23 protein-coding genes are annotated in these 20382 nt (G+C 50.3%); 8 read left to right on the top strand and 15 right to left on the bottom strand.

Going from position 1 to position 20382, the window contains the following annotated elements:
* Positions 1-13: 13 nt before the first annotated feature.
* The gene (locus R6242_RS12595) at positions 14-346 is read right to left on the bottom strand and encodes a flagellar hook-basal body complex protein FliE (RefSeq protein WP_318427318.1); all 333 of its coding nucleotides are present in this window, start codon (positions 344-346) and stop codon (positions 14-16) included.
* A gap of 227 nt (positions 347-573) precedes the next feature.
* Here R6242_RS12595 and R6242_RS12590 point away from each other — a divergent pair, with 227 nt between their 5' ends.
* The 8 genes from R6242_RS12590 to flhA all read left to right on the top strand — a co-directional run bounded on the left by R6242_RS12590 (position 574) and on the right by flhA (position 7061).
* Positions 574-1389 carry a FliM/FliN family flagellar motor switch protein gene (locus R6242_RS12590; RefSeq protein ID WP_318427315.1) on the top strand — a complete coding sequence of 272 codons (816 nt, stop codon included), beginning with the start codon at positions 574-576 and terminating at the stop codon, positions 1387-1389.
* A 4-nt stretch (positions 1390-1393) separates the two neighbouring features.
* Positions 1394-1741, top strand: coding sequence for a flagellar motor switch protein FliN (fliN, locus tag R6242_RS12585; protein WP_293932834.1), 348 nt, complete (start codon positions 1394-1396; stop codon positions 1739-1741).
* On the top strand, positions 1738-2466 hold the full coding sequence (gene fliP, locus R6242_RS12580; protein ID WP_318427312.1) for a flagellar type III secretion system pore protein FliP: 729 nt from the start codon (positions 1738-1740) through the stop codon (positions 2464-2466). The genes fliN and fliP overlap by 4 nt, the downstream gene beginning before the upstream one ends.
* Entirely contained in the window at positions 2466-2738 is a 273-nt protein-coding gene (locus R6242_RS12575; RefSeq protein ID WP_412100094.1) for a flagellar biosynthetic protein FliQ, read from the top strand. The genes fliP and R6242_RS12575 overlap by 1 nt, the downstream gene beginning before the upstream one ends.
* Positions 2739-2750: 12 nt before the next feature.
* Positions 2751-2978 carry a hypothetical protein gene (locus R6242_RS12570; RefSeq protein WP_318427310.1) on the top strand — a complete coding sequence of 76 codons (228 nt, stop codon included), beginning with the start codon at positions 2751-2753 and terminating at the stop codon, positions 2976-2978.
* 72 nt (positions 2979-3050) lie between these two features.
* Positions 3051-3836, top strand: a complete 786-nt coding sequence (fliR, locus tag R6242_RS12565; protein ID WP_318427307.1) for a flagellar biosynthetic protein FliR — start codon at positions 3051-3053, stop codon at positions 3834-3836.
* Positions 3829-4971 (top strand): flagellar biosynthesis protein FlhB, encoded by a 1143-nt coding sequence (flhB, locus tag R6242_RS12560; RefSeq protein ID WP_318427306.1) that lies wholly within the window; start codon positions 3829-3831, stop codon positions 4969-4971. Before fliR ends, flhB begins: the two co-directional genes overlap by 8 nt.
* Complete coding sequence (gene flhA / locus R6242_RS12555; RefSeq protein ID WP_318427303.1) at positions 4968-7061, top strand: flagellar biosynthesis protein FlhA; 2094 nt, start codon at positions 4968-4970, stop codon at positions 7059-7061. Before flhB ends, flhA begins: the two co-directional genes overlap by 4 nt.
* Positions 7062-7192: 131 nt before the next feature.
* On the opposite strand, the gene R6242_RS12550 is transcribed toward flhA, so the two are convergent.
* From R6242_RS12550 to R6242_RS12485, 14 genes are all read right to left on the bottom strand, one after another.
* Complete coding sequence (locus tag R6242_RS12550; protein WP_318427300.1) at positions 7193-7456, bottom strand: DUF5710 domain-containing protein; 264 nt, start codon at positions 7454-7456, stop codon at positions 7193-7195.
* Between the two features lie 81 nt (positions 7457-7537).
* Positions 7538-8389 carry a hypothetical protein gene (locus R6242_RS12545; RefSeq protein WP_318427298.1) on the bottom strand — a complete coding sequence of 284 codons (852 nt, stop codon included), beginning with the start codon at positions 8387-8389 and terminating at the stop codon, positions 7538-7540.
* Between the two features lie 105 nt (positions 8390-8494).
* Complete coding sequence (locus R6242_RS12540) at positions 8495-9394, bottom strand: flagellin (protein WP_318427295.1); 900 nt, start codon at positions 9392-9394, stop codon at positions 8495-8497.
* A 134-nt stretch (positions 9395-9528) separates the two neighbouring features.
* Entirely contained in the window at positions 9529-10263 is a 735-nt protein-coding gene (locus R6242_RS12535) for a substrate-binding periplasmic protein (protein WP_318427292.1), read from the bottom strand.
* Positions 10264-10363: 100 nt separating this feature from the next.
* Entirely contained in the window at positions 10364-11395 is a 1032-nt protein-coding gene (locus tag R6242_RS12530) for a hypothetical protein (RefSeq protein ID WP_318427289.1), read from the bottom strand.
* A 68-nt stretch (positions 11396-11463) separates the two neighbouring features.
* Complete coding sequence (gene flgL / locus R6242_RS12525; RefSeq protein WP_318427286.1) at positions 11464-12360, bottom strand: flagellar hook-associated protein FlgL; 897 nt, start codon at positions 12358-12360, stop codon at positions 11464-11466.
* A gap of 10 nt (positions 12361-12370) precedes the next feature.
* On the bottom strand, positions 12371-13762 hold the full coding sequence (flgK, locus tag R6242_RS12520; protein ID WP_318427283.1) for a flagellar hook-associated protein FlgK: 1392 nt from the start codon (positions 13760-13762) through the stop codon (positions 12371-12373).
* A gap of 294 nt (positions 13763-14056) precedes the next feature.
* Complete coding sequence (locus tag R6242_RS12515) at positions 14057-14365, bottom strand: rod-binding protein (RefSeq protein ID WP_318427281.1); 309 nt, start codon at positions 14363-14365, stop codon at positions 14057-14059.
* Positions 14365-15447 carry a flagellar basal body P-ring protein FlgI gene (locus tag R6242_RS12510; protein ID WP_318427279.1) on the bottom strand — a complete coding sequence of 361 codons (1083 nt, stop codon included), beginning with the start codon at positions 15445-15447 and terminating at the stop codon, positions 14365-14367. Before R6242_RS12510 ends, R6242_RS12515 begins: the two co-directional genes overlap by 1 nt.
* A gap of 465 nt (positions 15448-15912) precedes the next feature.
* Positions 15913-16566, bottom strand: coding sequence for a flagellar basal body L-ring protein FlgH (gene flgH / locus R6242_RS12505; protein ID WP_318427277.1), 654 nt, complete (start codon positions 16564-16566; stop codon positions 15913-15915).
* Positions 16563-17351 carry a flagellar basal-body rod protein FlgG gene (flgG, locus tag R6242_RS12500; protein ID WP_318427275.1) on the bottom strand — a complete coding sequence of 263 codons (789 nt, stop codon included), beginning with the start codon at positions 17349-17351 and terminating at the stop codon, positions 16563-16565. Before flgG ends, flgH begins: the two co-directional genes overlap by 4 nt.
* A gap of 401 nt (positions 17352-17752) precedes the next feature.
* The gene (locus tag R6242_RS12495; RefSeq protein WP_318427273.1) at positions 17753-18481 is read right to left on the bottom strand and encodes a flagellar basal body rod protein FlgF; all 729 of its coding nucleotides are present in this window, start codon (positions 18479-18481) and stop codon (positions 17753-17755) included.
* Positions 18481-19671: a flagellar hook-basal body complex protein gene (locus R6242_RS12490; protein ID WP_318427271.1), complete on the bottom strand. Its 1191-nt coding sequence runs from the start codon at positions 19669-19671 to the stop codon at positions 18481-18483. Before R6242_RS12490 ends, R6242_RS12495 begins: the two co-directional genes overlap by 1 nt.
* 18 nt (positions 19672-19689) lie before the next feature.
* Positions 19690-20346: a flagellar hook capping FlgD N-terminal domain-containing protein gene (locus R6242_RS12485; RefSeq protein ID WP_318427270.1), complete on the bottom strand. Its 657-nt coding sequence runs from the start codon at positions 20344-20346 to the stop codon at positions 19690-19692.
* Positions 20347-20382 lie beyond the last annotated feature (36 nt).

Genomic DNA, 20382 nt, shown 5'->3' with positions numbered 1-20382 from the left:
TTCCCTGCAGCCTTTATAAGGGCATCTTCATCAGATCGTCGACCGCAGCCATAACCTTATTGCGTACCTGAGTCATCATCGAAAACGACAAGCTCGCCTCTTGGCTCATCAGCATTGCGCCAACTAGATCATTGCTAGCCCCACTATCCACATCGGCCATTTTGCTGGCTGCCTGCTGCTCCTGCTGATCTACATTACGGACTGCATTGGCCATAATCGCAATAAATCCGCCACTGCCTTGGCTATGTTCTGCGGGCGAATACTGGCTGTTGCCAGAGATGGCCGCCATCTCACCCAGCATCTTTGTCTGCTCAGTTTTCAACGCCGAAGCGATTGCATTCACCATATAAACATCCAGTATTGACCAGAAAATAACGCAGCTATTTTTACAAACTACTTACAGGGCGCGGATTCTAACAGCAGTACATAGGCATGATGCTGTGTGAATTTTTACCCTGCAAATTTCTTACATGAACATATCATAAAATTCTAATACTAAAGTACAATGCGCGCGAAATGCCAAATTCATCTTTCTTCCTCGTTCTTTCCTTGTTCTAAAAAAGCAGCGCGTCCATGGCAAAAGCAAAACGTGCTCTGCACGAAAAAAACAGTATTACGTTGGATCACAGCACGCTAGGCCGCCCCCTGCATCTTTTAGCCGGGCTAAACGAGCGGCTTAAAAATGAAGTCAATACATTTTTAAAAAGCGAATTCAACCACCCCTATCGCGCCATGCTTGGAGTAAGCCAACTCAGCCAATCCGCCAGCAAGGCCACGCCCGTGCAATGGCTAGATTTAAGCCTGGGCCATTTAGCAGTAGAGATGTCGCGCCCTTTTTTGCTGCGCACACTGGATTACCGCTATGGCGCAAAAGCCAAACCCACGGCGATTACTGAGCAAGATTTAAGCAGTGAGCCAAGCAGTACCGAGCTGCGCTTAAAAAGTAGTTTGGCAAATAAATTAGCTGGCGTTTTTTTAGCGTTTTTAAATCAAAGCCAAATCAGCCCAAGCCCAAGTGTTTTGCACACTGATGCGGTATGGCAAATAGACATTGAAATTGTTGATCAGATCGATCAGCAATTAGGCAACATTTGCCTAGTTCTAAATCATGCATTATTTGATTTACTGCTAAAGCAAGTGGCCAAGCCACGCAGTAATAGCAAAAGCCAAACCGCTTTTTTTGATCAGTTAAAAATAAAATGCCATGTGCACTTGGCAGAAAAAGCCCTGACTTTAGACGATGTACTCAAATTAAAAGTCGGTGAAATCATGCCAATTAGCCTGCAAGCGCGGGCTAATGTTTATATCGGTAAAAGCAAATTATTTACCGCCAGCGTCGCCGAAAATAACGGCGCTTTATGCCTGACCTCATTTGAAGATGCAGATTAATCCCATGAATATGAATGAAGATTTTGATTTAGAAAACGCATTGCAAGAAATGGAATCGGGTGAAGCCGCCGCAGCCCCTGTGGCGGTGCCTAAGCGCGACCTCAACCCATTTTTAAGAAAAATTCCCGTTACGCTGACTTTAGAAGTGGGCGCAAGCGATATCTCCTTGGCTGAGCTATTAGCCATTGAATACGGCTCAGTGCTGGAGCTAAATAAACTCGCGGGTGAGCCGCTAGATATCAAAGTAAACGGCACCACCATCGGCAAGGCCGAAGTGGTGATTACCGGCGAAAGCTATGGCTTACGTGTGGTTGAATTAGATCACCTCGATTTACAAACCCTGGCCTCATGAAGTTCTTTTGGCGATTAAGTGCCCTGCTACTGGCCGCAGCCCCAGCATTTGCTGACGACGCACTTAAGATTTTATCCGCCAGCAGCACAGGTGATTTAACGGTTAAAACCCAAGTTTTAATTATTATGACCCTGCTGGGATTGATTCCCACGCTGGTTTTAATGATGACCTGCTTTACCCGCTTTGTGATTGTATTGTCGCTGCTGCGCCAAGCGCTGGGTTTGCAGCAGGGTATGCCCAACCGGATTACCACCGGCATGGCGCTAATTTTAACGCTGCTAGTAATGCGCCCCGTGGGGGTGGAAGTCTGGCAAACCGCCATGCTGCCCTATGATCAAGACAAAATCAGCCTGCTGGCCGCACTGCAAATCGCCGAAAAACCGATGTCTAAATTTATGCTGGCACAAACCAATAAATCGGCATTAGCACAAATATCACGCCTCGCTGGCGAAGGCCCAGTAGCCAAACCCAGCGATCACGCCTTTACCGTCAAGCTGGCCGCCTTTGTGCTGAGCGAGTTAAAAACTGCGTTTCAAATCGGCTGTATGTTGTTTATTCCTTTTCTGGTGGTCGATCTGGTGGTCTCCAGCGTCTTAATGGCGATGGGGATGATGATGCTGTCGCCACTAGTGATTTCATTGCCGCTTAAATTGCTGCTATTTGTGCTGGTAGATGGCTGGTCGCTCACCGTCAACACCTTGGTCACCAGCATACAGGCCTATTAATGATTACCCCCGATACCGCGGTTGATCTGGTCAACCAAAGCCTTTATGTAGTGGTAAAACTAGTGATTTTGCTAGTGTTACCAGGGCTGATTGTTGGCGTGCTGGTCAGCCTGTTTCAGGCGGCTACGCAGATTAACGAGCAAACACTCAGCTTTTTACCCCGCCTACTCGTCACCCTCGCCGTCATCGCCCTTGCTGGGCATTGGATCGTTGGACAACTCATGACGTTTTGCATCGATATTTTTAATAATGCGGCGATGTTGGTGGGGTAGACGCAAAGCGGTTTGATTTTGCAGCAGCAAACAAAAACAAACGACCACGATATCAGCAAGGGGCTTAAGAATCCCCTTGAAACACGCCGTAGCGAGGAACAAGCGGGGCGGGGTTTCGGCAAGGGAGCGAGGAACGAGCCAATCCCGCCCGCCGCCGACTCGATTGTCCGCAGCGAAGGGGCTTTCGTGTTTCGTGGGGTCGCCTTCTTTGCTTACTTTCTTGGCGAAGCAAGAAAGTAAGGCCCCTGCGGGGGCTACCCGCACCAAAATCAACGTGCCGAAGGCACTTATCATCCCTCACACAAGAAAACAATGGACTCCCTGATTAAGGAATTACTCGCAATCCTACCCCTGCTCTGGTGGCCTTTTTGCCGCTATATGGCGGGGTTTAGTTTTGCGCCCTTAATTGGCGAAGCCATGGTGCCGGTGCGTGCGCGGATTGGTTTATCGCTGGTGCTGAGCGTAATCACCCTGCCCATCATGCAAAAAAACCAGCTCAGTATCGATCCCTTTTCTATGCAGTGGATTGCGGCCACCTTTGCGCAGGTGATTATCGGGCTGATTTTTGGCATGGCGTTTCAGATGGTGATGACGATTTTATCCATCTTAGGCTTTTTGATTTCATCGCAAATGGGCCTGAGTATGGCGGTGATGAATGATCCTATGAGCGGCAGCTCGTCGGATGTGATTTCTACCCTGCTGTATTTATTAGGTGCGCTGCTGTTTTTTGCCATGGATGGGCATCTGGTACTGGTGCAGATTATTTACGGCAGTTTTAAGCTATGGCCGGTGGCAGATGGGATTAATTTTGTCTCGCTCAAGATGCTGGCACAAAGCCTAAGCTGGGTATTTGCTGCGGCTTTACTGCTGGCCATTCCCAGTATTTTTTCTACTTTTATTGTGCAACTTGGCCTTGGTTTACTCAACCGCGTGGCCCCAGCGCTTAATTTGTTCTCTCTAGGCTTTCCTCTCATCACCCTGTTTGGCCTATTCACCCTTGGCCTGATTAGCCGTTTTATTCCAGGCCACTATAGCCAGCTCAGCGAAAAGATTTTGCAAATGATTGAGCAGATGTTGCACGGAGGCGTGCATGGCTGAAGCGTCTAATGGCGATAAAACAGAAAAAGCCAGCCCGCAAAAACTCAAAAACGCCAGAAAAGAAGGCCAGATTGTCCGATCGCGCGAAGTGGCCTCGGCAGTGGGCCTGCTTGCCAGCTTAAAAGTATTTGCGCTGCTGGCCCCCAGCTATTTAGTTGATTTTGACGCACTGTTTAAGCTGGCTTTTAGCTCGCTAGACCAGCCAGGCAGTATTGATAACGTTTGGTCTGGCCTATTTAGCGGCAGCTTTATGCTGCTGATCAAAATGCTGCTGCCTTTGGCCATGATTCCGCTAATGATTATTCTTGCCTCGCTGTATCCGGGTGGCTGGGTATTCTCTGGCAAGCAGCTAATGCCTAAGTTTGAGCGGATGAATCCGCTTTCCCATTTTGGGCGGATTTTCTCTGCGCAACACGCCAGCGAGCAAATCAAAGCCATTATTAAGGTGCTGATTCTGGCTGCCGTACTGTTTTATGTCAGCAAGAATAGCCTGCCCGGGTTCTTTAGCCTGCAGGAGCGAACGCTAAGCGAAGCGCTGACGGGTGCGGCGCAATTATTATTTGATGCGCTATTTAGCTTTTGCTTGGTGTTTATCTTATTTGCCGCCATTGATTTGCCGCTGCAAATCTTTTTGTTTATGCGTAAACAAAAAATGAGCAAGCAAGAGCTCAAAGACGAATATAAAACCAGCGAAGGCCGACCAGAGATTAAACAACGTATTCGGCAGATTCAGCAGCAAATCGCCCAGCGTAGCATCCGCAAAGCCATCCCCAATGCCGACGTGATTATCGTCAACCCGCGCCATTATGCGGTGGCTTTAAAGTACGACGAAAACCGCGCCCAAGCGCCTTTTATTGTGGCCAAAGGCATGGATGAAATGGCGATGTATATTCGCCAACTCGCCGAAATCCACAAAATAGATATTGTGCCGATTCCGCCGCTAGCTCGCGCTATTTATAAAACCACCCAAGTGAATCAGCAAATCCCAGCGCCTTTATTTAAGGCCGTGGCGCAGGTGCTGACCTATGTATTGCAGCTAAAAGCCTTTCGCACTGGAGGCCGCCGTATGCCTCCTCACCTACCCAATGATTTGGATATTTCGCCAGAACTTGCAGAGATTAAAGAACCAGCATGAAATCACTCACCCAATATTTTAGCGCCCTAAAGCAGTTCAAGCTGGCCGCGCCTTTATTCCTGCTGGCCATGCTGGCGATGATTATTCTGCCGATCCCGCCGCTGGTATTAGATCTTTTATTCACCTTTAATATTGTGCTGGCGATTATTGTGATGCTGGTGGCGGTATCGGTGAAACGCCCGCTAGATTTTTCGGCTTTTCCAAGCATTATTCTGGCCACCACCCTGCTGCGGCTAACGCTCAATGTAGCCTCTACCCGCGTGGTGTTACTGCACGGCCATCAAGGCACAGAAGCGGCCGGTAGGGTGATTGAAGCCTTTGGTAAGGTAGTGATTGGCGGTAATTTTGTGGTGGGGATGGTGGTGTTTGTCATCCTGATGATCATTAACTTTATTGTGGTCACTAAGGGGGCAGAGCGCATTGCCGAAGTATCGGCCCGCTTTACGCTGGATGCCATGCCAGGCAAGCAAATGGCGATTGATGCTGATCTAAATGCGGGGCTGATTAATCAGGAACAAGCCCAACAACGCCGCCGTGATATCGCCGCAGAAGCCGATTTTTATGGCTCGATGGATGGGGCGTCTAAGTTTGTGCGCGGGGACGCCATTGCCGGTATTTTGATTCTGCTGATCAACCTGATTGGTGGGGTGGCTATTGGCGCGGCTATGCACGATTTAAGCATGGGTGAGGCATTCCGCCTGTATGCCTTGATGACCATTGGTGATGGTCTAGTTGCGCAAATCCCCGCCCTACTGCTATCTGCCGCCGCCGCGATTGTAGTCACCCGCGTCAGCGATTCTGGCGATATGCAGGAGCAAATTGGCGAGCAGCTGCTGGCCTCGCCAACGGTACTCATCAGCGCAGCAGGCATTATGTTTGTGCTGGCGATTATTCCCGGCATGCCGCTCGTACCCTTTCTGGCCTTTGCCGCCTTGCTGGGCTATAGCGGCTGGAAAATGGCGCAAAATGCAAAAAAAAACCCAAAACCTGCCCAAGACTTAAAAGCCATCGAATCGGCGCTACTCAGCAGCGATGAGGCCGATTTAGACTGGCAAGCCCTGCCTTATGTGGACGTGCTGGCGATCTCATTAGGCTATAAATTGGTCGGCCTGATGGATAAGGAGCAAGGCGCGCCGCTGAGTAAACGCATCCGTGGCGTGCGCCAAACGCTCAGCGAAAACATGGGTATTTTGCTGCCACATATCGCCATGCGTGATGATTTGCGCATCAAGCCATCGCAATACACCATTCGCCTCAATGGCAGCGTGGTGGCGCAGGCCGAGGTATTTAGCGATCACCTGATGGCCATTCCCTCGCCCGAGGTTTACGGTAATTTAGATGGCATCCCCGGCGTAGATCCTGCCTACGGCATGCCAGTGACTTGGATTGCCAGCGGTGATAAAGCCAATGCGCTGGGCCTTGGCTATCAGGTGATTGACTGCCCAAGCGTGATTGCCACCCACTTGAATAAAGTAATCCGCAGCCATCTGGCCGAGCTATTTAGGCACGACGATGTTAGCGCCTTATCTGAGCGGCTTACCGTGCTGGCACCAAAGCTCGCCAGCGCACTCAATACCGCACTGAATGCCAACCAGCTGCTGCGCGTTTACCGCTATCTGCTGGAAGAAAATGTCTCGCTCAAAGACATCGTGCCGATCGCTACCACCTTGGTCGACGCCGCCGACAACGCCAAAGACCCCATCATGCTGGCCGCCGAAGTGCGCTGCACCTTAAAGCGGCAAATCGCCCAAGCTATTCTGGGCAATAAAAGTGAAATTAAGGCCTTTAACCTCAGCGCCGAGCTAGAAAACATGCTGCTGGGATCACTTAGCCAAGCTCAGCAAAACGGCAAGGTTGCGCTGGATAGCTTCCCCATAGACCCAAATGTACTCAGCCAACTGCAAAGCAATATGCCGCTAGTGCGTGAGCAGCTCAAACAACAAAGCGCCCCGCCTATCTTGCTGGTTATGCCACAAATCCGCCCTATCCTTGCCCGCTACGGCAGGCTGTTTGCACCTGGGCTGCATGTGCTTTCTTATAACGAGATTCCAGAGAATTACGACGTGAGTTTGCTTGGGACGCTGGGGTGATGTGGAATATGTTTTTTTGCAGTATGGGTAAAGCCCGATAATCAGCCCGGCGACAAAAGCTGCGCTGAAGCAAGCCTGCCACCCCTTTGCTAGTAAACACCAGACCAGACTGTTTATTGCCCATCAGTGCCTTACTTTAAAATAATGTCATTCGCGGTCACTTCCCAAGGCGGCTCGCCGTAGTCTACGCCTGCTATTTTAGGCAGTGGCGCGGCGATAGGAGCCGCTACTTTCGCCGTTTTTTGCTCCACACTGCTGGCATCCATCCACTGCAAAAATGGGCTTAAATCCGGCTTATCTACGATAAACCAAAGCTTTTTTGCCGCGTCCCAGCGCGCGCCTAAGGCTTTTGCGCTGTCTTTCTCTGCAAAAGGAACTTTCAAATTAATACGCATTTTTGCTGGCTCTTAGGCTATTCAATGATCGCAATATTATAAGCTGACTCAAGCCACTCTCTGCTATTGAGCGCCAATCATCTAAGCATGAGCCTCTAATAGCACCAATATTTCAGCCGCCAGCTTAAATATGGGTAGCGGTAGTTGCGCAGGGCTGAGCCTAGCGGCTTTACTGGCCTGTAAGCGATGCAGGCCTACTAAAGGCTCACCCACATACACAGCTAATTGCAAACCCAACTGGGAGGCGATCTGCTTAAACTGTGGCTCCAAAGCACTGAGCGCAAAGTGCCATTCACTTTCCGCCCCTAGATTAAGCACCAGCCTGCTATGCCGATAGCGCAGCAACAGCTGTATCGGGCCCCATTTCGCTAAAGTAATTTCTAGCAATAACTCAACCGCAGATTCCGCTGATTCAAAACTTGGCTCGGCCTCATCCTCGATAAACCACAGCTGCAAAACTGGGCCACCCCATAGCCACAGCGGCATACTCACTGATTCGGCAGGTGCTGCTTGGGTAGACACTCCCAATTGCAATAAGGCGAGAGGCAAATGTGGCCCATTATCTTGGGCTAGGCGCACTGCTAGATAGGAAATCGTGCCTAATAATTGTACCCTCCACGCATTTGCTAGCTCAAAAATCTGTGGCCTATTTTTGGAAAACCTTGGGTTATCACGCAAAACCAAGGCATCCAACAAGCCGTCATTGCTCAGCTCTGGCTTAGGAATCGTCTCTAGCGCCAATTGCAAACGAGGTTGACTAGCCAATACCCGCAGTTGCCGGCCAAGCCAATCTGCCGAGATATCAGGCAGGCAAATATCCAGCTCTAGGCCATCAGGTGTGCGTAAGCGCACCACTGATTGTTGCTTTGCAATAATAGTGAGTAGATCACCTTCTTTAAATGAGCTGGATTCCTTAGCCTGTAGCAAAGGCATGAATCCAGCCTCGCTTACTCTTCCCAGCATATTTAAACCCCTACGACCCGCAAAAAAAAACCAGCCGCACGCAGCAGCTGGTTAGTTTATCCAGTCATAACCGGATTATTGCATCAAAGACATCACCATTTGGCTCATCGAGCCGCTTTGCTTCAGCATCGAAGTACCGGCTTGCATCAGCATCTGGTTAGAAGTCATTTTTGCTTGTTCGGTAGCGTAGTCGGTATCCATGATGCGGCCCTTAGCCATCTTGGTATTGCTATCCATATTGCCTAAGTTGTTATAAACGTGGTCAAGACGGTTGGCGTTTGCGCCAAGGTCGGAGCGAACTGTGCCTACAGCTTTCAGCGCGGTATCTAATAAGGTGATTTGCGCATTAGCCGTGGTCATTTCTGTACCAGCAGCAGGCGTTGCTGGAGGAGTCGCAGCAGTTGCGTCAGTGAACGCCTTAGATGCCGCTTTCAAACCTGCATCCAAAGCGGTAAAGGTGGCGCTCATATCAACAGTCATTTTTTCTGCTGCGCTAGCACCAATTTGAAAGTCAATTGCTGCACCAGCAAGCTTTCCTGAAGATGCAGGAGCGGCGCCTTGATTCATTAATTTTTCACCACCAAAAGAAGTATTCTTCATGATGTTGGCCATTTCTTTACCCAATGCATCAAATTCTGATTGCATTGCGGTTTTGTCATCTGCTGACGCAGTCGCATTGGCGCCTTCAGTAGCAAGGTCTTTCATACGCAATAAGATGCTGCTTACTTCGCCCAAAGCGCCTTCAGCTGTTTGCAACATGCTGATACCGTTTTGAGTATTCTTCATCGCCGCTTGCATACCGCGGCTTTGTGCATCCATACGTGTGGCAATTTGCAAGCCAGCAGCGTCGTCCATTGCAGAATTAATGCGCAGACCTGTACCCAGACGCGTCATGGATGTGGTCAAAGCAGATTGGCTAGTGCCTAAGTTACGTTGGGTAGAAAGGGCAGCGGCGTTTGTGTGCAGGCTCAACATGGGGAAGAACTCCAAATGACAAAGTAACGGCACCCGCCATTGGGCGCCTCTACCTACCTAAGGCGGCAAGCCCGTGGAGTTTCTTAAGTAGTATATTAGTAAATATTTACATGCTAAGAATAAAACTGAAGGAATTAGTGCGTAAGACGGGCAGAACGGTATTTCTGCTCTATCTGATGATAAACGCCATTATGGTGAATGGTGGCAAGTCCTTGATTAAAGCGGTCACGTAAATCACGGTTACGAAACAAGACTTTATAATGAGTTGGTGGAAAAATAGCGCTAAATTGCAGCTTTTGCTGCACATTAAAACGACTAGCCAAGCTATGATTCAGGTACTCAAAAATAAGTCGATCGCCAATAACCACCTCAACTCTGCCGGTATAAAGCAATTTGTTTTGCGTCAGTTGATTGGGTATTTCTTGATAGCTGGCCTGCGTAATTGCTGCAGCATATTCGGGGCCAAGTGCGAGTTTGGCATTTTGAAAGGCGGCGATACTGTGCCCAGCTAAATCGGCCATTTTCTTGATCACAATGGCCCTGCTTGCCATCGTAATGGCGTAGTTTTGGTAAAAAATATGCGAATCTGACCAATAACCAACTAAATGAGAGCCTTCATTTACCGTGGTAATAGCGTCAAGTTCGCCGCTTTTAAACATATGTAGCGCCCGTGCTGGCGGCAAAAATACGACGTTCATTTGTAACTGCTCAGCCGACAGCGCCGCGCGCACAATATCAAGCTCCAAGCCACTTTGAGTTTCAGAGATAACATAGGGTGGCTTAGAATAACCAGTGCCCACCTGAATCGTCGCTTCTGCAGAACAAAATAAAGGCAAAAGCAGGCAGCAGATAGCAAGCAGCATAGGCATAAAAACCTCTCCATCTCCCTTTAAAGTAGCTGAGAGACTAAATTACAAGGCTATAAACTAGGCGATAGGGCTTAAAAAACACGCTAACGAAAGTGATGCACTATCTTAACGCTAGCAAAGACAACACACGGTAGCGGCTCATTCCCATCAGCGCCGGAGCGATGTCGCTAAAAAAACGGTAATCGCTGCTCTGATTAAAACGGCCATTAAAATCGCCGACAAAGCTTTGCGCCCATTCTGATTCATTCATGGTGGAAAGCTGCTCAATCGCCAGCTTCGCCTCACCCATGGCGCTACTAATTGCTGCACGGGTTTGCTCTAGCTGCTCCAGCGCCATCACTACTTTTTGCAGGCTTTGCCGCACACTGGCGTGATCATCGGTGCTCCAGTGGCTAGGCGTAATAGCGGGTAATTCACTCTCCAGCTTAAGCCGATTAGCTTGCCCAGCGGGGAAGCGAATACCGCCACCCCGAATCGCTAGCTTACTTTGCAAAGACGGTAGGGCTTCTTCTGCCACTGAAAAAACTAAAGCGCCGCTCTGATCGGCTTCGGTGCGAATACCAGAAGGCGCCAGTGCGCGATTAAATTGGCGCAGCAGATTTTCACGGCTGATCTCTCCGCCCACCGCCACCGAAGCAGGGCCAGTGCCACGCACACCGGTATAAAAAGTCAGCATTTCAGCAGTGCCACTGCTTAAGGATTCCAGCTCTAAACCACGGGCGCGGAACACTTCTTTTGCATCCTGAGCAAGATGAAACTTTAAATGGCCATCTATGCTGCCACCGGTATGCTGGCTACGGGCGGCCCACAGCGTGGAGAACTCTGCCACTTTGCTACTCAGCTCTTCACGGTCAACACGGCGCTGACCCAGCTCTTGGCTGAGCTTTAGCTTTAGCCCGCTTAGCTGATCGCTAAGTTGATCAACATACTCCAGCGCCCGCTGTCCAGCCGTCAGCTGCTCGTTCAACTGGGTACTGTAGCGCCAGGAACCCGCACGCTCGCTTTTTTGCTCGCGCACTGCCGCCACCATGCTAACAACGGCTGGCGCAGCGGGTGCAAGCACCGGCTGGCTATCAATCCCTAAGCGGCTGCTCGGATTACTTCTGTCCAGCCTGGGCAACGCTGCTGCCATACCCATCATTCCTTTTAAATCACGTCAGATAAGTTTTTGATTCGATAAAGCTTCTGCAAAGTCTTTGTTCAGAGTACATCAAATAAAGACAAGTTGCTTATTCTGCCATAAGCCTTCTGCGAAGCTTCTAAGGCCAGTTTATAACCATCCATGCTAATCATTGCCTCTGCATAATCAAGGCTACCCAATAGCCGCACTGATTGCTGATTAGATAAACTCACATTGGCATGGTTGTCTTCCATCATCTGCATATTATTTTGCGCACCGCCAAGATTAGCGATTTTGCTGCCAACGCTTCTGAGCGCAATATCAAGGCCATTGATCCCCAGCTCTACTGCGGCACGGTAGCCTCCGCCAGGTGGGCTTTGCAGTGCACTAATCGATTGATCCAGCTGATTAAGCAGCGCCGCCATTTCTGTCAGCGCCACATTCGAAGCTTGCGTTACGCCATTACCCACCACCACTAGCTGCTGATCATTATTACCAGTAGCGGTATAACGGCTACCGGCCGCCGCAGTGCCATCTAACGTCAGCGTTGGCATAGAGCTGGCTGTGCCAGAGAAATAATAATGCCCTTCCTGATCCTTGGTATTCGCCGTAAAAAACAAACTATCTCTTAGGCTAACTAAGCTTGCGGCAATGTCTTTTACATCTTCTTTAGACACCGTATCGTCCGCACCCAGCAATAAAACCCGCGCCTGCATGAGATCCTGAGTCATACCATCCAGATAAGATTCATTCATAGATAAGCGCGAACGCAAAGCGCCGATATTGCTTTTGTACTGATCAATCGCGGCCTCTTCACGCTCTAATCGCAGTAAACGCACGCTAGAAATTGGGTCTTCTGAAGGGAGTAAATAACGCTTACCCGATGACATTTTTTGCAGCAGCTCAGCCATATTGCCCGAGGCCGTTTGCAAAGAATCATTCAAGGTTGTTTGTAACTGGGTACTGGCGATACGCATAAAAACTCCGTCAGTTGAACATGGCTAAGGTGCTATCGAACAACTGATTAGCAATTGCAATCACCTTCATATTGGCCTGATACATTTTCTGATATTCAACGATATTCATCGCTTCTTCGTCACGGTTTACGCCGCTAGTGCTTTTCCAATCTTGCTCCGCCTGATTACGCACCACCTTGCCAGTTGCTAAGGAGGATTGATTTTGCTGGCTTTCAGAGGCGAGTCGCCCCAAAAGCTGAGCATAGGCATCGCTTAGCGTTACCGTGCCAAGGCCAGGCACCGCTAAGGGCTGACTCTGAATATCAATTAATTTTTGTAAATTACCGCTGCCACCGGGTTTAGCCGCATCCAGCGCAAAAGCCAAATCACCCGCCAATACACCAGAGCGCAGTTTCAGCATTGCTTCAGGGTTATTTGCATCAAACACAAATAAAGCCTTACCTGGCTGGCCGAGCGCACCAGCGCTATCGGGTAAATCAAAACCCGCAGCTAACTGGCCATTAATCCGCCCTGCCACTTCGCTGGCAAGGGTACGCACCGAGTCTTCCATCGGCTTTAAGCTGTTTTTTTCGTACTCATTTAAGCCACCTAACTGACTGCCGATACTGCCACCATTTAGGGTGAATTTTTCCTGAGCAAAGGACAATTTAATCAGTTGGCTACCATCAAGCTGCACTTCGGTACTCATCACCGATGCACTATCGCCAACAACCAAAGGCTGGCCCGCACGCAAGGTAACAGAGATGGCACCGTCGTTTTGATTCACCACGCGCACATCAACTAGGCCGCTAAGCTGATCAATTTTGCGATCACGCTCATCCAATAAGCCCGATGGATTCACGCCAGTAGCGGTCGCCGCAACAATTTCTTTATTCAGGCGGGCAATCGATCCACCCAAGGAGTTCACCTGAGTGACTAAGGCAGTGCGCTGCTCATTAATCGAGGCATGCTGGGCGCTTAATACGCGGTTTAGATTATTAAACCGCTGCGCCATAGCTCCCGCTTCGGTAATCACACCTTGGCGCAGCGCGAGGGAGCTAGGCTCTACACTGGCGGCGCCTAAAGCAGCATAAAATTTATCCAAGCCACCGCTAATGCTGCTGCCCGATGCACTCATCACCTGCTCTAGCTGGGTTAAATAACCCTGTTTGGCCGCGCTTTCGCCCATATTGGCCGATGCCTGCCACATTTGCAGGCTGCGATATTGATCATTAAAACGGCGAATCGATTGGATATCCACGCCCGAACCCGCACTGTGCGGATCGCCCACCGATGGGGCAATGGCGGATAAAACCACGCCCTGACGCGAATAGCCAGGAGTGAGTACATTTGAAATATTTTGGCTGGCGGCATTCAGCGCGGCTTGTGCAGCCAGCGCTCCGGCCAGCGCATTTTGCATCATGCGCATCGGGTGGCTTATTTAGGGATAAAGGGAGGTGTAGCAGTCTGCAAATAGCAGCGCACTCTGTTATAAGGCGACACGATTGGCGTTTTTATTAAACAGAGTATTTACATATCTATAGTTTGTGATGGCTTGAGCTTGGTTTTGTATAGGGCGGGCAAGGTATTTTTCTTGCGCACTGCTGCGCTGCGCTGTTGTGCACCCAAATTAAAGCCAGACTCCTAAGCTGTTTTTCTCAGTGAAACTCCGTGTTCTCCGTGGTTCAAGATTTGGGTTTTACTAAGTGAAGGCATGTCACTTTTCAGGCAGCAGCTGCGCCATGATGGCATTAGCCACGCCAAACACCCGCTGTTTGGCTAGCTCCGCCGCCACGGCCTGATCGGCAAAATCGAGCATATCGCTATTGATGGTGTTTTTAAAAATACTGTCTTCGCTGCTGATTTCACGCGTGGCTTTGCGCATTTGCTTGAGCATATCTTGGATAAAAAAGCTCTCGAACTGCACCGCAGCCGTTTCTGCTTTTTTACGGTAAGCCGCGTTCTCAGCGATAGGTGGCGAGTCTGTTGCTTCAATTTGCAAAGACGATGAAGAAATAGGATTCATCAAATCACCACCAACTCGCCATCCAAAGCACCCGCCTGATCCAGCGCCTGCAAGATCGCCATAATGTCATCTGGCGATGCTCCGGTGCTGTTAATCGTATCGATAATCGTTTTTAAACTAGCGCCCGGCGGCCAGCGGAACATCTGGCCAGAGCCTTCGCGTACATCCACTTTGGACCGAGGCACGGTAGCGGTGGTGCCATTGCTAAACGCACCTGGTTGGCTGACTGCGGGCGCTTCGGAAATCACAATTCTTAATGAGCCATGCGAAACGGCGGCAGCTCTCACCGTTACGCCCTGACTAATCACCACGGTACCGGTGCGGGAATTAAACACCACGCGTGGCACTTCGGCAGCTGCATTAATATTTAGGGCTTCTAGCTTAGCCACAAAAGCCACCCGCTCGCTTGGGTCGCTTGGGGCAATAATCTCGATATTGGTGGCATTACGGGTGCTGGCGATTTTGCCAAAGCGCTGATTTACGGCGCTAACAATCTGCGTCGCATTTTGAAAGCTAGGGCGCTTTAAGCTGAGCGTGACCGTTGGCCGAGTATCAAAATCGCTTTCAATCTCACGCTCTACGCTAGCCCCGTTCGGAATCCGCCCCGAAGTCGGCGTATTCACGGTGACGCTAGAGCCACTACTGCCCTGCGCCGACAAGCCAGTAATCACCACATTGCCCTGCGCCAAGGCATAAACCTCGCCATCGGCCGCACGTAAAGGCGTAAGCAGCAGCACACCACCACGCAAGCTTTTAGCATCGCCGAGTGATGAAACGGTGATATCTACCGTTTGCCCCTTGTGATAACCCGAGGGCAAGACCGCATTCACCACCACACCAGCCACATTCTTAACCTTGGTTTCCCCAGTCTGCTTAATGCCAAACTGGCGCAGCAAATTAGCCACCGACTGCCCAGCAAACTTCACCTGCGAGTTATCCCCCGTGCCGTTTAAACCCACGACCACGCCATAACCAATCAGCTGATTCTCACGAATCCCCTCCACACTCACCAAAGTACGCAATTCCTGAGCACTGGCAGTTTGCAGCAGCAGGCAGAGCCAAAACAGATATTTAAACTTCATAGATTCCACTTCAAAACAATGATGTGCAGCACTTGGGGTGGGAGCAAGCCCGCCAAGCTTTGGCGTTAAATACAAAAAGACCTTTTTAGTGCCTTCGGCACTTAGTTTTGGTGCGGGAGCCCCCGCGAGCGCGTTCTTTTCTTGCTTCGCCAAGAAAAGAACCAAAAGAAGGCGACCCCACGAAACACGAAGGCCCCGCATCTGCGGACAATCGAGCGGCGGCTGCGGAACTCGCTTCGCTCAGACAGTCCTCGCCGAAACCCCGCCCGCTTGTTCCTCGCTGCGGCGTGTTTCAAGGGGACTCCAAGCCCCGTGCAACGGATTGCAATACAAATCCATACATCTAAATTTGAAAATACTTAAAATCTATTAAAACAACGCCAACTCTCTGTTTTTCTCCGTGAAACTCCGTGTTCTCTGTGCCCTCCGTGTTTCAAGATTTGGGTTTTCTTGCTCCCAACACACTCAAAACGGCATCCACGGGCTATTAAATAAACGAGTCAACCAGCCTGCGGTATTCACATCATTTAATGCGCCCTTGCCCGAATAGCTGATTCTGGCGTTGGCGACGCGGGGCGACATCACGCGGTTGTCGCTGTCGATATCGTCGCTGCGCACATAGCCCACCAAGCGGATCGCTTCTTCGCCTTGATTCAGCGAGAGTTGTTTTTCACCACGGATCAGCAACAGACCATTGGGCAGCACTTTCTCTACCACCACGGTAATAGCGCCGCTCAGCATATTTTGCTGAGTACTAGAAGACGAGCCAGCAAAATCGCGCTTGGCTTGCACGCCCACATTGGTGGCGTAACTGGATGCGCCCAAGATAGTCGGCTTGATATCTACACCGCTACTTTTATCAAAATTGGTACCGGCTTTTTTGCTGGCCTGCGTGGTTTCTTGCAAGACCACGGTGAGCAGATCCCCTGCGCGAAACGCGCGGCTATCCGCCAACCAAGAGCTGGCCGTGTCAGCAGTAAACACCCCGCCCGATTTAGCCTTGGCCGCTGGAGGAATAATCACCGGCACTGGTGGATCTTGCTCTGGCGCTTCGGCCAAAGGGTTGCTTACACAAGCGCTCAACAGACTGAGCAGCAGCATCAAAAAGAGGGATTTCATCTCACAGACTGCGCAAGGTATTGCATCATATTGTCGGCAGCGGAAAGCACCTTGGTATTCATCTCGTAAGTGCGCTGCGCCGAAATCATATCGACCATTTCTTCAACCACTTGCACATTGGAGCCTTCCAAGGAGCCTTGCTTTAGCTTGCCGAGCGAGCTTTCACCTGGATTGCCTAAAGTGGGTGCGCCGCTGGCTGCGGTTTCTTGAAATAAATTGCTGCCCAAGGCCAGTAAACCGGTTGGATTTACAAAGTTTGCCAAGGTAATTTGGCCCACTTCTTGCGGTGCATTACTACCCGCCACCGTGACCGAAACCAAGCCATTTTCTGCAATCGTCACCGATGTGGCTTCTTTAGGAATAGTGATTTCTGGCGAGAGCGGCACGCCCTGCGCGTTGACAATTCGGCCTTCAGAATTAAGCTGCAGCTGGCCTGCGCGGGTATAGCCAGTTTCGCCATTGGCCATTTCTACTTGTAAAAAACCGCTGCCCATAATGGCTACATCTAGCGGCTGGCTAGAAGTCATTACCGAGCCGGTAGTAAACACTTTTTGCGTACCCGCTAGGCGAGTACCGTTGCCCAGCTGCACGCCCGAAGGCGCGGCGTTGTTCTGATCAACCTTAGCGCCGGGCTGGCGCTCTACCTGATAAAACAAATCTTCAAACACCATACGATCGCGCTTGAAACCAACCGTATTCACGTTGGCTAAGTTATTAGCAATCGCATTAAGCTTAGCGTCTTGCGCCTGAATACCGGTCTTGCTGATCCACATTGCTGGATTCATAAAATAGTCCTTATCCGGGTGATTTATTCGTTCAATTGATACTTCGCAGGGTGGGTAACCCCATGAACGCTGAGTAACATATTTTTATTAGCAAACAACAAATAAACTGTAATGACCGCGCTCTCAGCACGGGGCCTTTTCAAATCCCCTTGAAACACGCCGAGGCGAGGAACAAGCGGGCGGGGTTTCGGCGAGGACTGTTTGAGCGAAGCGAGTTCCGCAGCCGCCGCTCGATTGTCCGCAGACGAGGGGCTTTCGTGTTTCGTGGGGCGGCCTTCTTTTGGTTCTTTTCTTGGCCGTTCAAGAAAAGAACGCCCCCACGGTGGCTACCGTTCCAAAACCAACGTGCCGAAGGCACTAATCACAAGACCTTTAAATCTTGCTTAATCACGCCCCATTCACTACCCACGAATCAAACGATTGCCTGCGTCGGCCATATCGTCGGCGGATTTAAACATTTTCATTTGCACTTCAAAGCTGCGCGTCAGCGTCATGGTGGCGATCATTTCTTCGACTGCCGATACATTGCTGCGCTCTAAATGGCCGCCCAAGACTTGCACGGTGTCGTCCACCGGTAGGGGCTGGCCGGAGCGGCTGACCACTAAGCCTGCCTCATTTTTAGTTAGCTCGCTGGCATTGGGGCGAACTAATTTAAGCTTGCCTGCTTCTTGCAAAGCGCCTGCTTGGCCCTGTGGCAGCACAGAAATCGTACCGTCATCGCTAATCGAAACCTGAGCAAAAGCAGGCAGGGTAATGGCCCCGCCATCACCCAAAACGGCACGGCCATTGATGGTCAGCGCACCTTGGCTATCCACATTTAAATTGCCGCTGCGGGTATAGGCTTCACCGCCTGCGTATTCCACCGCCAGATAGCCTTCACCCTTTAGCGCCACATCTAAGGATCGGCCTGTTGGTGTTACCGTTCCGGCCCGAGCATCCACCGCGCTGGCTTGCAGCTGCGCCATATGGCGGGCTTCATAGCCGTAGCCTGGCACAGCTTGTGCACTAGCCAGCTCGATATCAGCCCTAAAGCCGGTGGTTTCGGCATTCGCCAGATTATTAGCGTGAATTTGCTGGGCGCGCAGGGTGCGATCTGCGCCGCTCATTACCGTATAAATCAAGGCATCCATTACAGCGCCTGCATCAGGGCTTGGATCACTTGATTTTCAGTAGAGATCACCTTGGTATTGGCTTGGTAATTACGTTGAGCCGTCATCAAGCTGACCAGCTCACCGGTCATATCCACATTGGATTGCTCAAGTGCGCCCGCAGTCAGCTTGCCAGTCATACCGCTGCCAGGTGCTGAATACAGCGCCGTGCCTGTAGCTGCCGTTTCTGCCCAGCTGGTATTAGAGATTTGCTGCAATGCACTTTCATTCGGGAAGGTAGCCAGCACCAGCGTGCCGGCGCTTTGTTTTTGGCCATTGCTGTATTTGGCCATCACTTCGCCGTTTTCTTCGATCACCACGCCGGTTAGCGTGCCAGATGCATAGCCATTGGCGCTGTTTACGGTATTGGTTACTTCGCCAGCAAAGCGTGATGTGCCTGCGTAATCTAGGTTAATCGATAGCGGCGCAGCATTAGCAGGCGTGCCCAAAGCCAGCGTGACGGCTGCTGTTGGGCTGCTTAATTTACCGTTGGCATCAAAGCTCAGCGTATTGGTGGTGGCAATCGTTGTGCCATCAAAGGAGTAGTGAGCCGTGACGCCCGCGGCTCCTTTTACAAAATATTGAGTTAGGTTGTGCTTAGCGCCCACAGAATCGTAAACCGTCGAAACCATTGAGGCATTAAACGAGCTGCCCTCATCTTTATTAAAAGTGGCCATGATGGGCGTAGGCCAATCAGCCGATAAATTGCCAGTAAATTGCAGCTTATCCGTGGCTTTAGCAGGCACTTGCCCCACCGGCACTTTGATATCGCCAATCGCACCCATGGCTGTTCCGCCACCATTACCTACAGGGGCGTAGCCCTGAGCACGGCGGCCAAAGCTATCCACCATAAAGCCATCTTTGTCTTTATCAAAAATACCCACACGGGTATAGGCCATGCCGCCACTTGGATCTTTAGTCACAAAGAAACCTGAGCCCTGAATGGCCGCATCCAGCGCACGGCCCGTAGTCAGTAAACCACCGCCCTTGGCGATATTTTGGGTGGTGGATGAGGTTTCCACCCCAATTGCCTGCGAGCCTGCATAGGCCGATGAAAAATTCGCTCGGCCTGATTTAAAACCGTAGGTGCTGGAATTGGCAATATTATTACTAATGCTACCTAATTGATTATTAACGGCATTGATACCAGAAAGCGCAATTTCAAAACTCATAATTCAATCCTTAATTCTTTAAACAGAATGGCCTTTTAGCTTTGAAATCGCCGCCACTGGAAAATCGCCCAAACCTGCAATGCTCACCATGGGCAAGCCATTACTTAAATTAACGCTCTTAATCACACCAAAAACTTCTACCGCCGCTTTCTCTTTGCTATCTGTTTCTACCGCAAGCGAATAGGAGCCTGGCTGTAAACCTAATTTTTTAGGATCAAAATTAAACGCCACATCCCCAACCGGCTTGCTACCTAAATCAAGCACAGTGCGCTGCTGATCTGCCCCTGTAATCACTAAAGACACTTTTTTAGCTGGGCTTTCTAAAGAAAATTGCCCCGATATCGCGTCTTTACCTAAGGTAATAGCACCACCACTCACCGCCACGGTAGAGCCAACATGATTGCCCAAAGTCAGCACTTGCAAATCGTGCATCATTTGTGAATTGGCTTTTAATTCGCCCAACATCTTTTTGGAATTATCCATTTGATTAAGCTGGACTAATTGATTTACAAACTGGCTAGGGTCCGACGGCTCAAGCGGGTTTTGGTTTTTGATTTGCGCCACCAGCAAAGTCATAAAGAAATTGCCATCGCTTTGGCCCTGAACTGGCTCAAGCGGATTAATCTGCGGCTGCGGGCTGGCGTTTTGCTGCGTTGGGGAAAGTGCGATAGACATGGGCTGCGCTTATTGATTTGAAACTAAATCGAGGAA

This window comes from Iodobacter sp. CM08, assembly GCF_033446605.1.
Classification (GTDB): Bacteria; Pseudomonadota; Gammaproteobacteria; order Burkholderiales; family Chitinibacteraceae; genus Iodobacter.
Note: the sequence above shows the minus strand (reverse complement) of the source record. Positions and strands in the feature narration are given on the sequence as shown.

Excerpts from the sequence above, each read along its gene's own strand:
- flgL (WP_318427286.1), bottom strand. The coding sequence starts at position 12,360 with ATGCGTATCGCCAGTACCCAGTTACAAACAACCTTGAATGATTCTTTG.
- fliN (WP_293932834.1), top strand. The coding sequence starts at position 1,394 with ATGAATATGAATGAAGATTTTGATTTAGAAAACGCATTGCAAGAAATG.
- fliP (WP_318427312.1), top strand. The coding sequence starts at position 1,738 with ATGAAGTTCTTTTGGCGATTAAGTGCCCTGCTACTGGCCGCAGCCCCA.
- R6242_RS12590 (WP_318427315.1), top strand. The coding sequence starts at position 574 with ATGGCAAAAGCAAAACGTGCTCTGCACGAAAAAAACAGTATTACGTTG.
- R6242_RS12545 (WP_318427298.1), bottom strand. The coding sequence starts at position 8,389 with ATGCCTTTGCTACAGGCTAAGGAATCCAGCTCATTTAAAGAAGGTGAT.
- R6242_RS12540 (WP_318427295.1), bottom strand. The coding sequence starts at position 9,394 with ATGTTGAGCCTGCACACAAACGCCGCTGCCCTTTCTACCCAACGTAAC.
- R6242_RS12485 (WP_318427270.1), bottom strand. The coding sequence starts at position 20,346 with ATGTCTATCGCACTTTCCCCAACGCAGCAAAACGCCAGCCCGCAGCCG.
- R6242_RS12495 (WP_318427273.1), bottom strand. The coding sequence starts at position 18,481 with ATGGATGCCTTGATTTATACGGTAATGAGCGGCGCAGATCGCACCCTG.
- R6242_RS12535 (WP_318427292.1), bottom strand. The coding sequence starts at position 10,263 with ATGCCTATGCTGCTTGCTATCTGCTGCCTGCTTTTGCCTTTATTTTGT.
- fliR (WP_318427307.1), top strand. The coding sequence starts at position 3,051 with ATGGACTCCCTGATTAAGGAATTACTCGCAATCCTACCCCTGCTCTGG.
- flgH (WP_318427277.1), bottom strand. The coding sequence starts at position 16,566 with ATGAAATCCCTCTTTTTGATGCTGCTGCTCAGTCTGTTGAGCGCTTGT.
- R6242_RS12490 (WP_318427271.1), bottom strand. The coding sequence starts at position 19,671 with ATGAGTTTTGAAATTGCGCTTTCTGGTATCAATGCCGTTAATAATCAA.
- flgK (WP_318427283.1), bottom strand. The coding sequence starts at position 13,762 with ATGATGCAAAATGCGCTGGCCGGAGCGCTGGCTGCACAAGCCGCGCTG.
- R6242_RS12575 (WP_412100094.1), top strand. The coding sequence starts at position 2,466 with ATGATTACCCCCGATACCGCGGTTGATCTGGTCAACCAAAGCCTTTAT.
- flgG (WP_318427275.1), bottom strand. The coding sequence starts at position 17,351 with ATGAATCCAGCAATGTGGATCAGCAAGACCGGTATTCAGGCGCAAGAC.
- R6242_RS12515 (WP_318427281.1), bottom strand. The coding sequence starts at position 14,365 with ATGAATCCTATTTCTTCATCGTCTTTGCAAATTGAAGCAACAGACTCG.
- R6242_RS12595 (WP_318427318.1), bottom strand. The coding sequence starts at position 346 with ATGGTGAATGCAATCGCTTCGGCGTTGAAAACTGAGCAGACAAAGATG.
- R6242_RS12510 (WP_318427279.1), bottom strand. The coding sequence starts at position 15,447 with ATGAAGTTTAAATATCTGTTTTGGCTCTGCCTGCTGCTGCAAACTGCC.
- flhB (WP_318427306.1), top strand. The coding sequence starts at position 3,829 with ATGGCTGAAGCGTCTAATGGCGATAAAACAGAAAAAGCCAGCCCGCAA.
- R6242_RS12550 (WP_318427300.1), bottom strand. The coding sequence starts at position 7,456 with ATGCGTATTAATTTGAAAGTTCCTTTTGCAGAGAAAGACAGCGCAAAA.
- R6242_RS12530 (WP_318427289.1), bottom strand. The coding sequence starts at position 11,395 with ATGGCAGCAGCGTTGCCCAGGCTGGACAGAAGTAATCCGAGCAGCCGC.
- flhA (WP_318427303.1), top strand. The coding sequence starts at position 4,968 with ATGAAATCACTCACCCAATATTTTAGCGCCCTAAAGCAGTTCAAGCTG.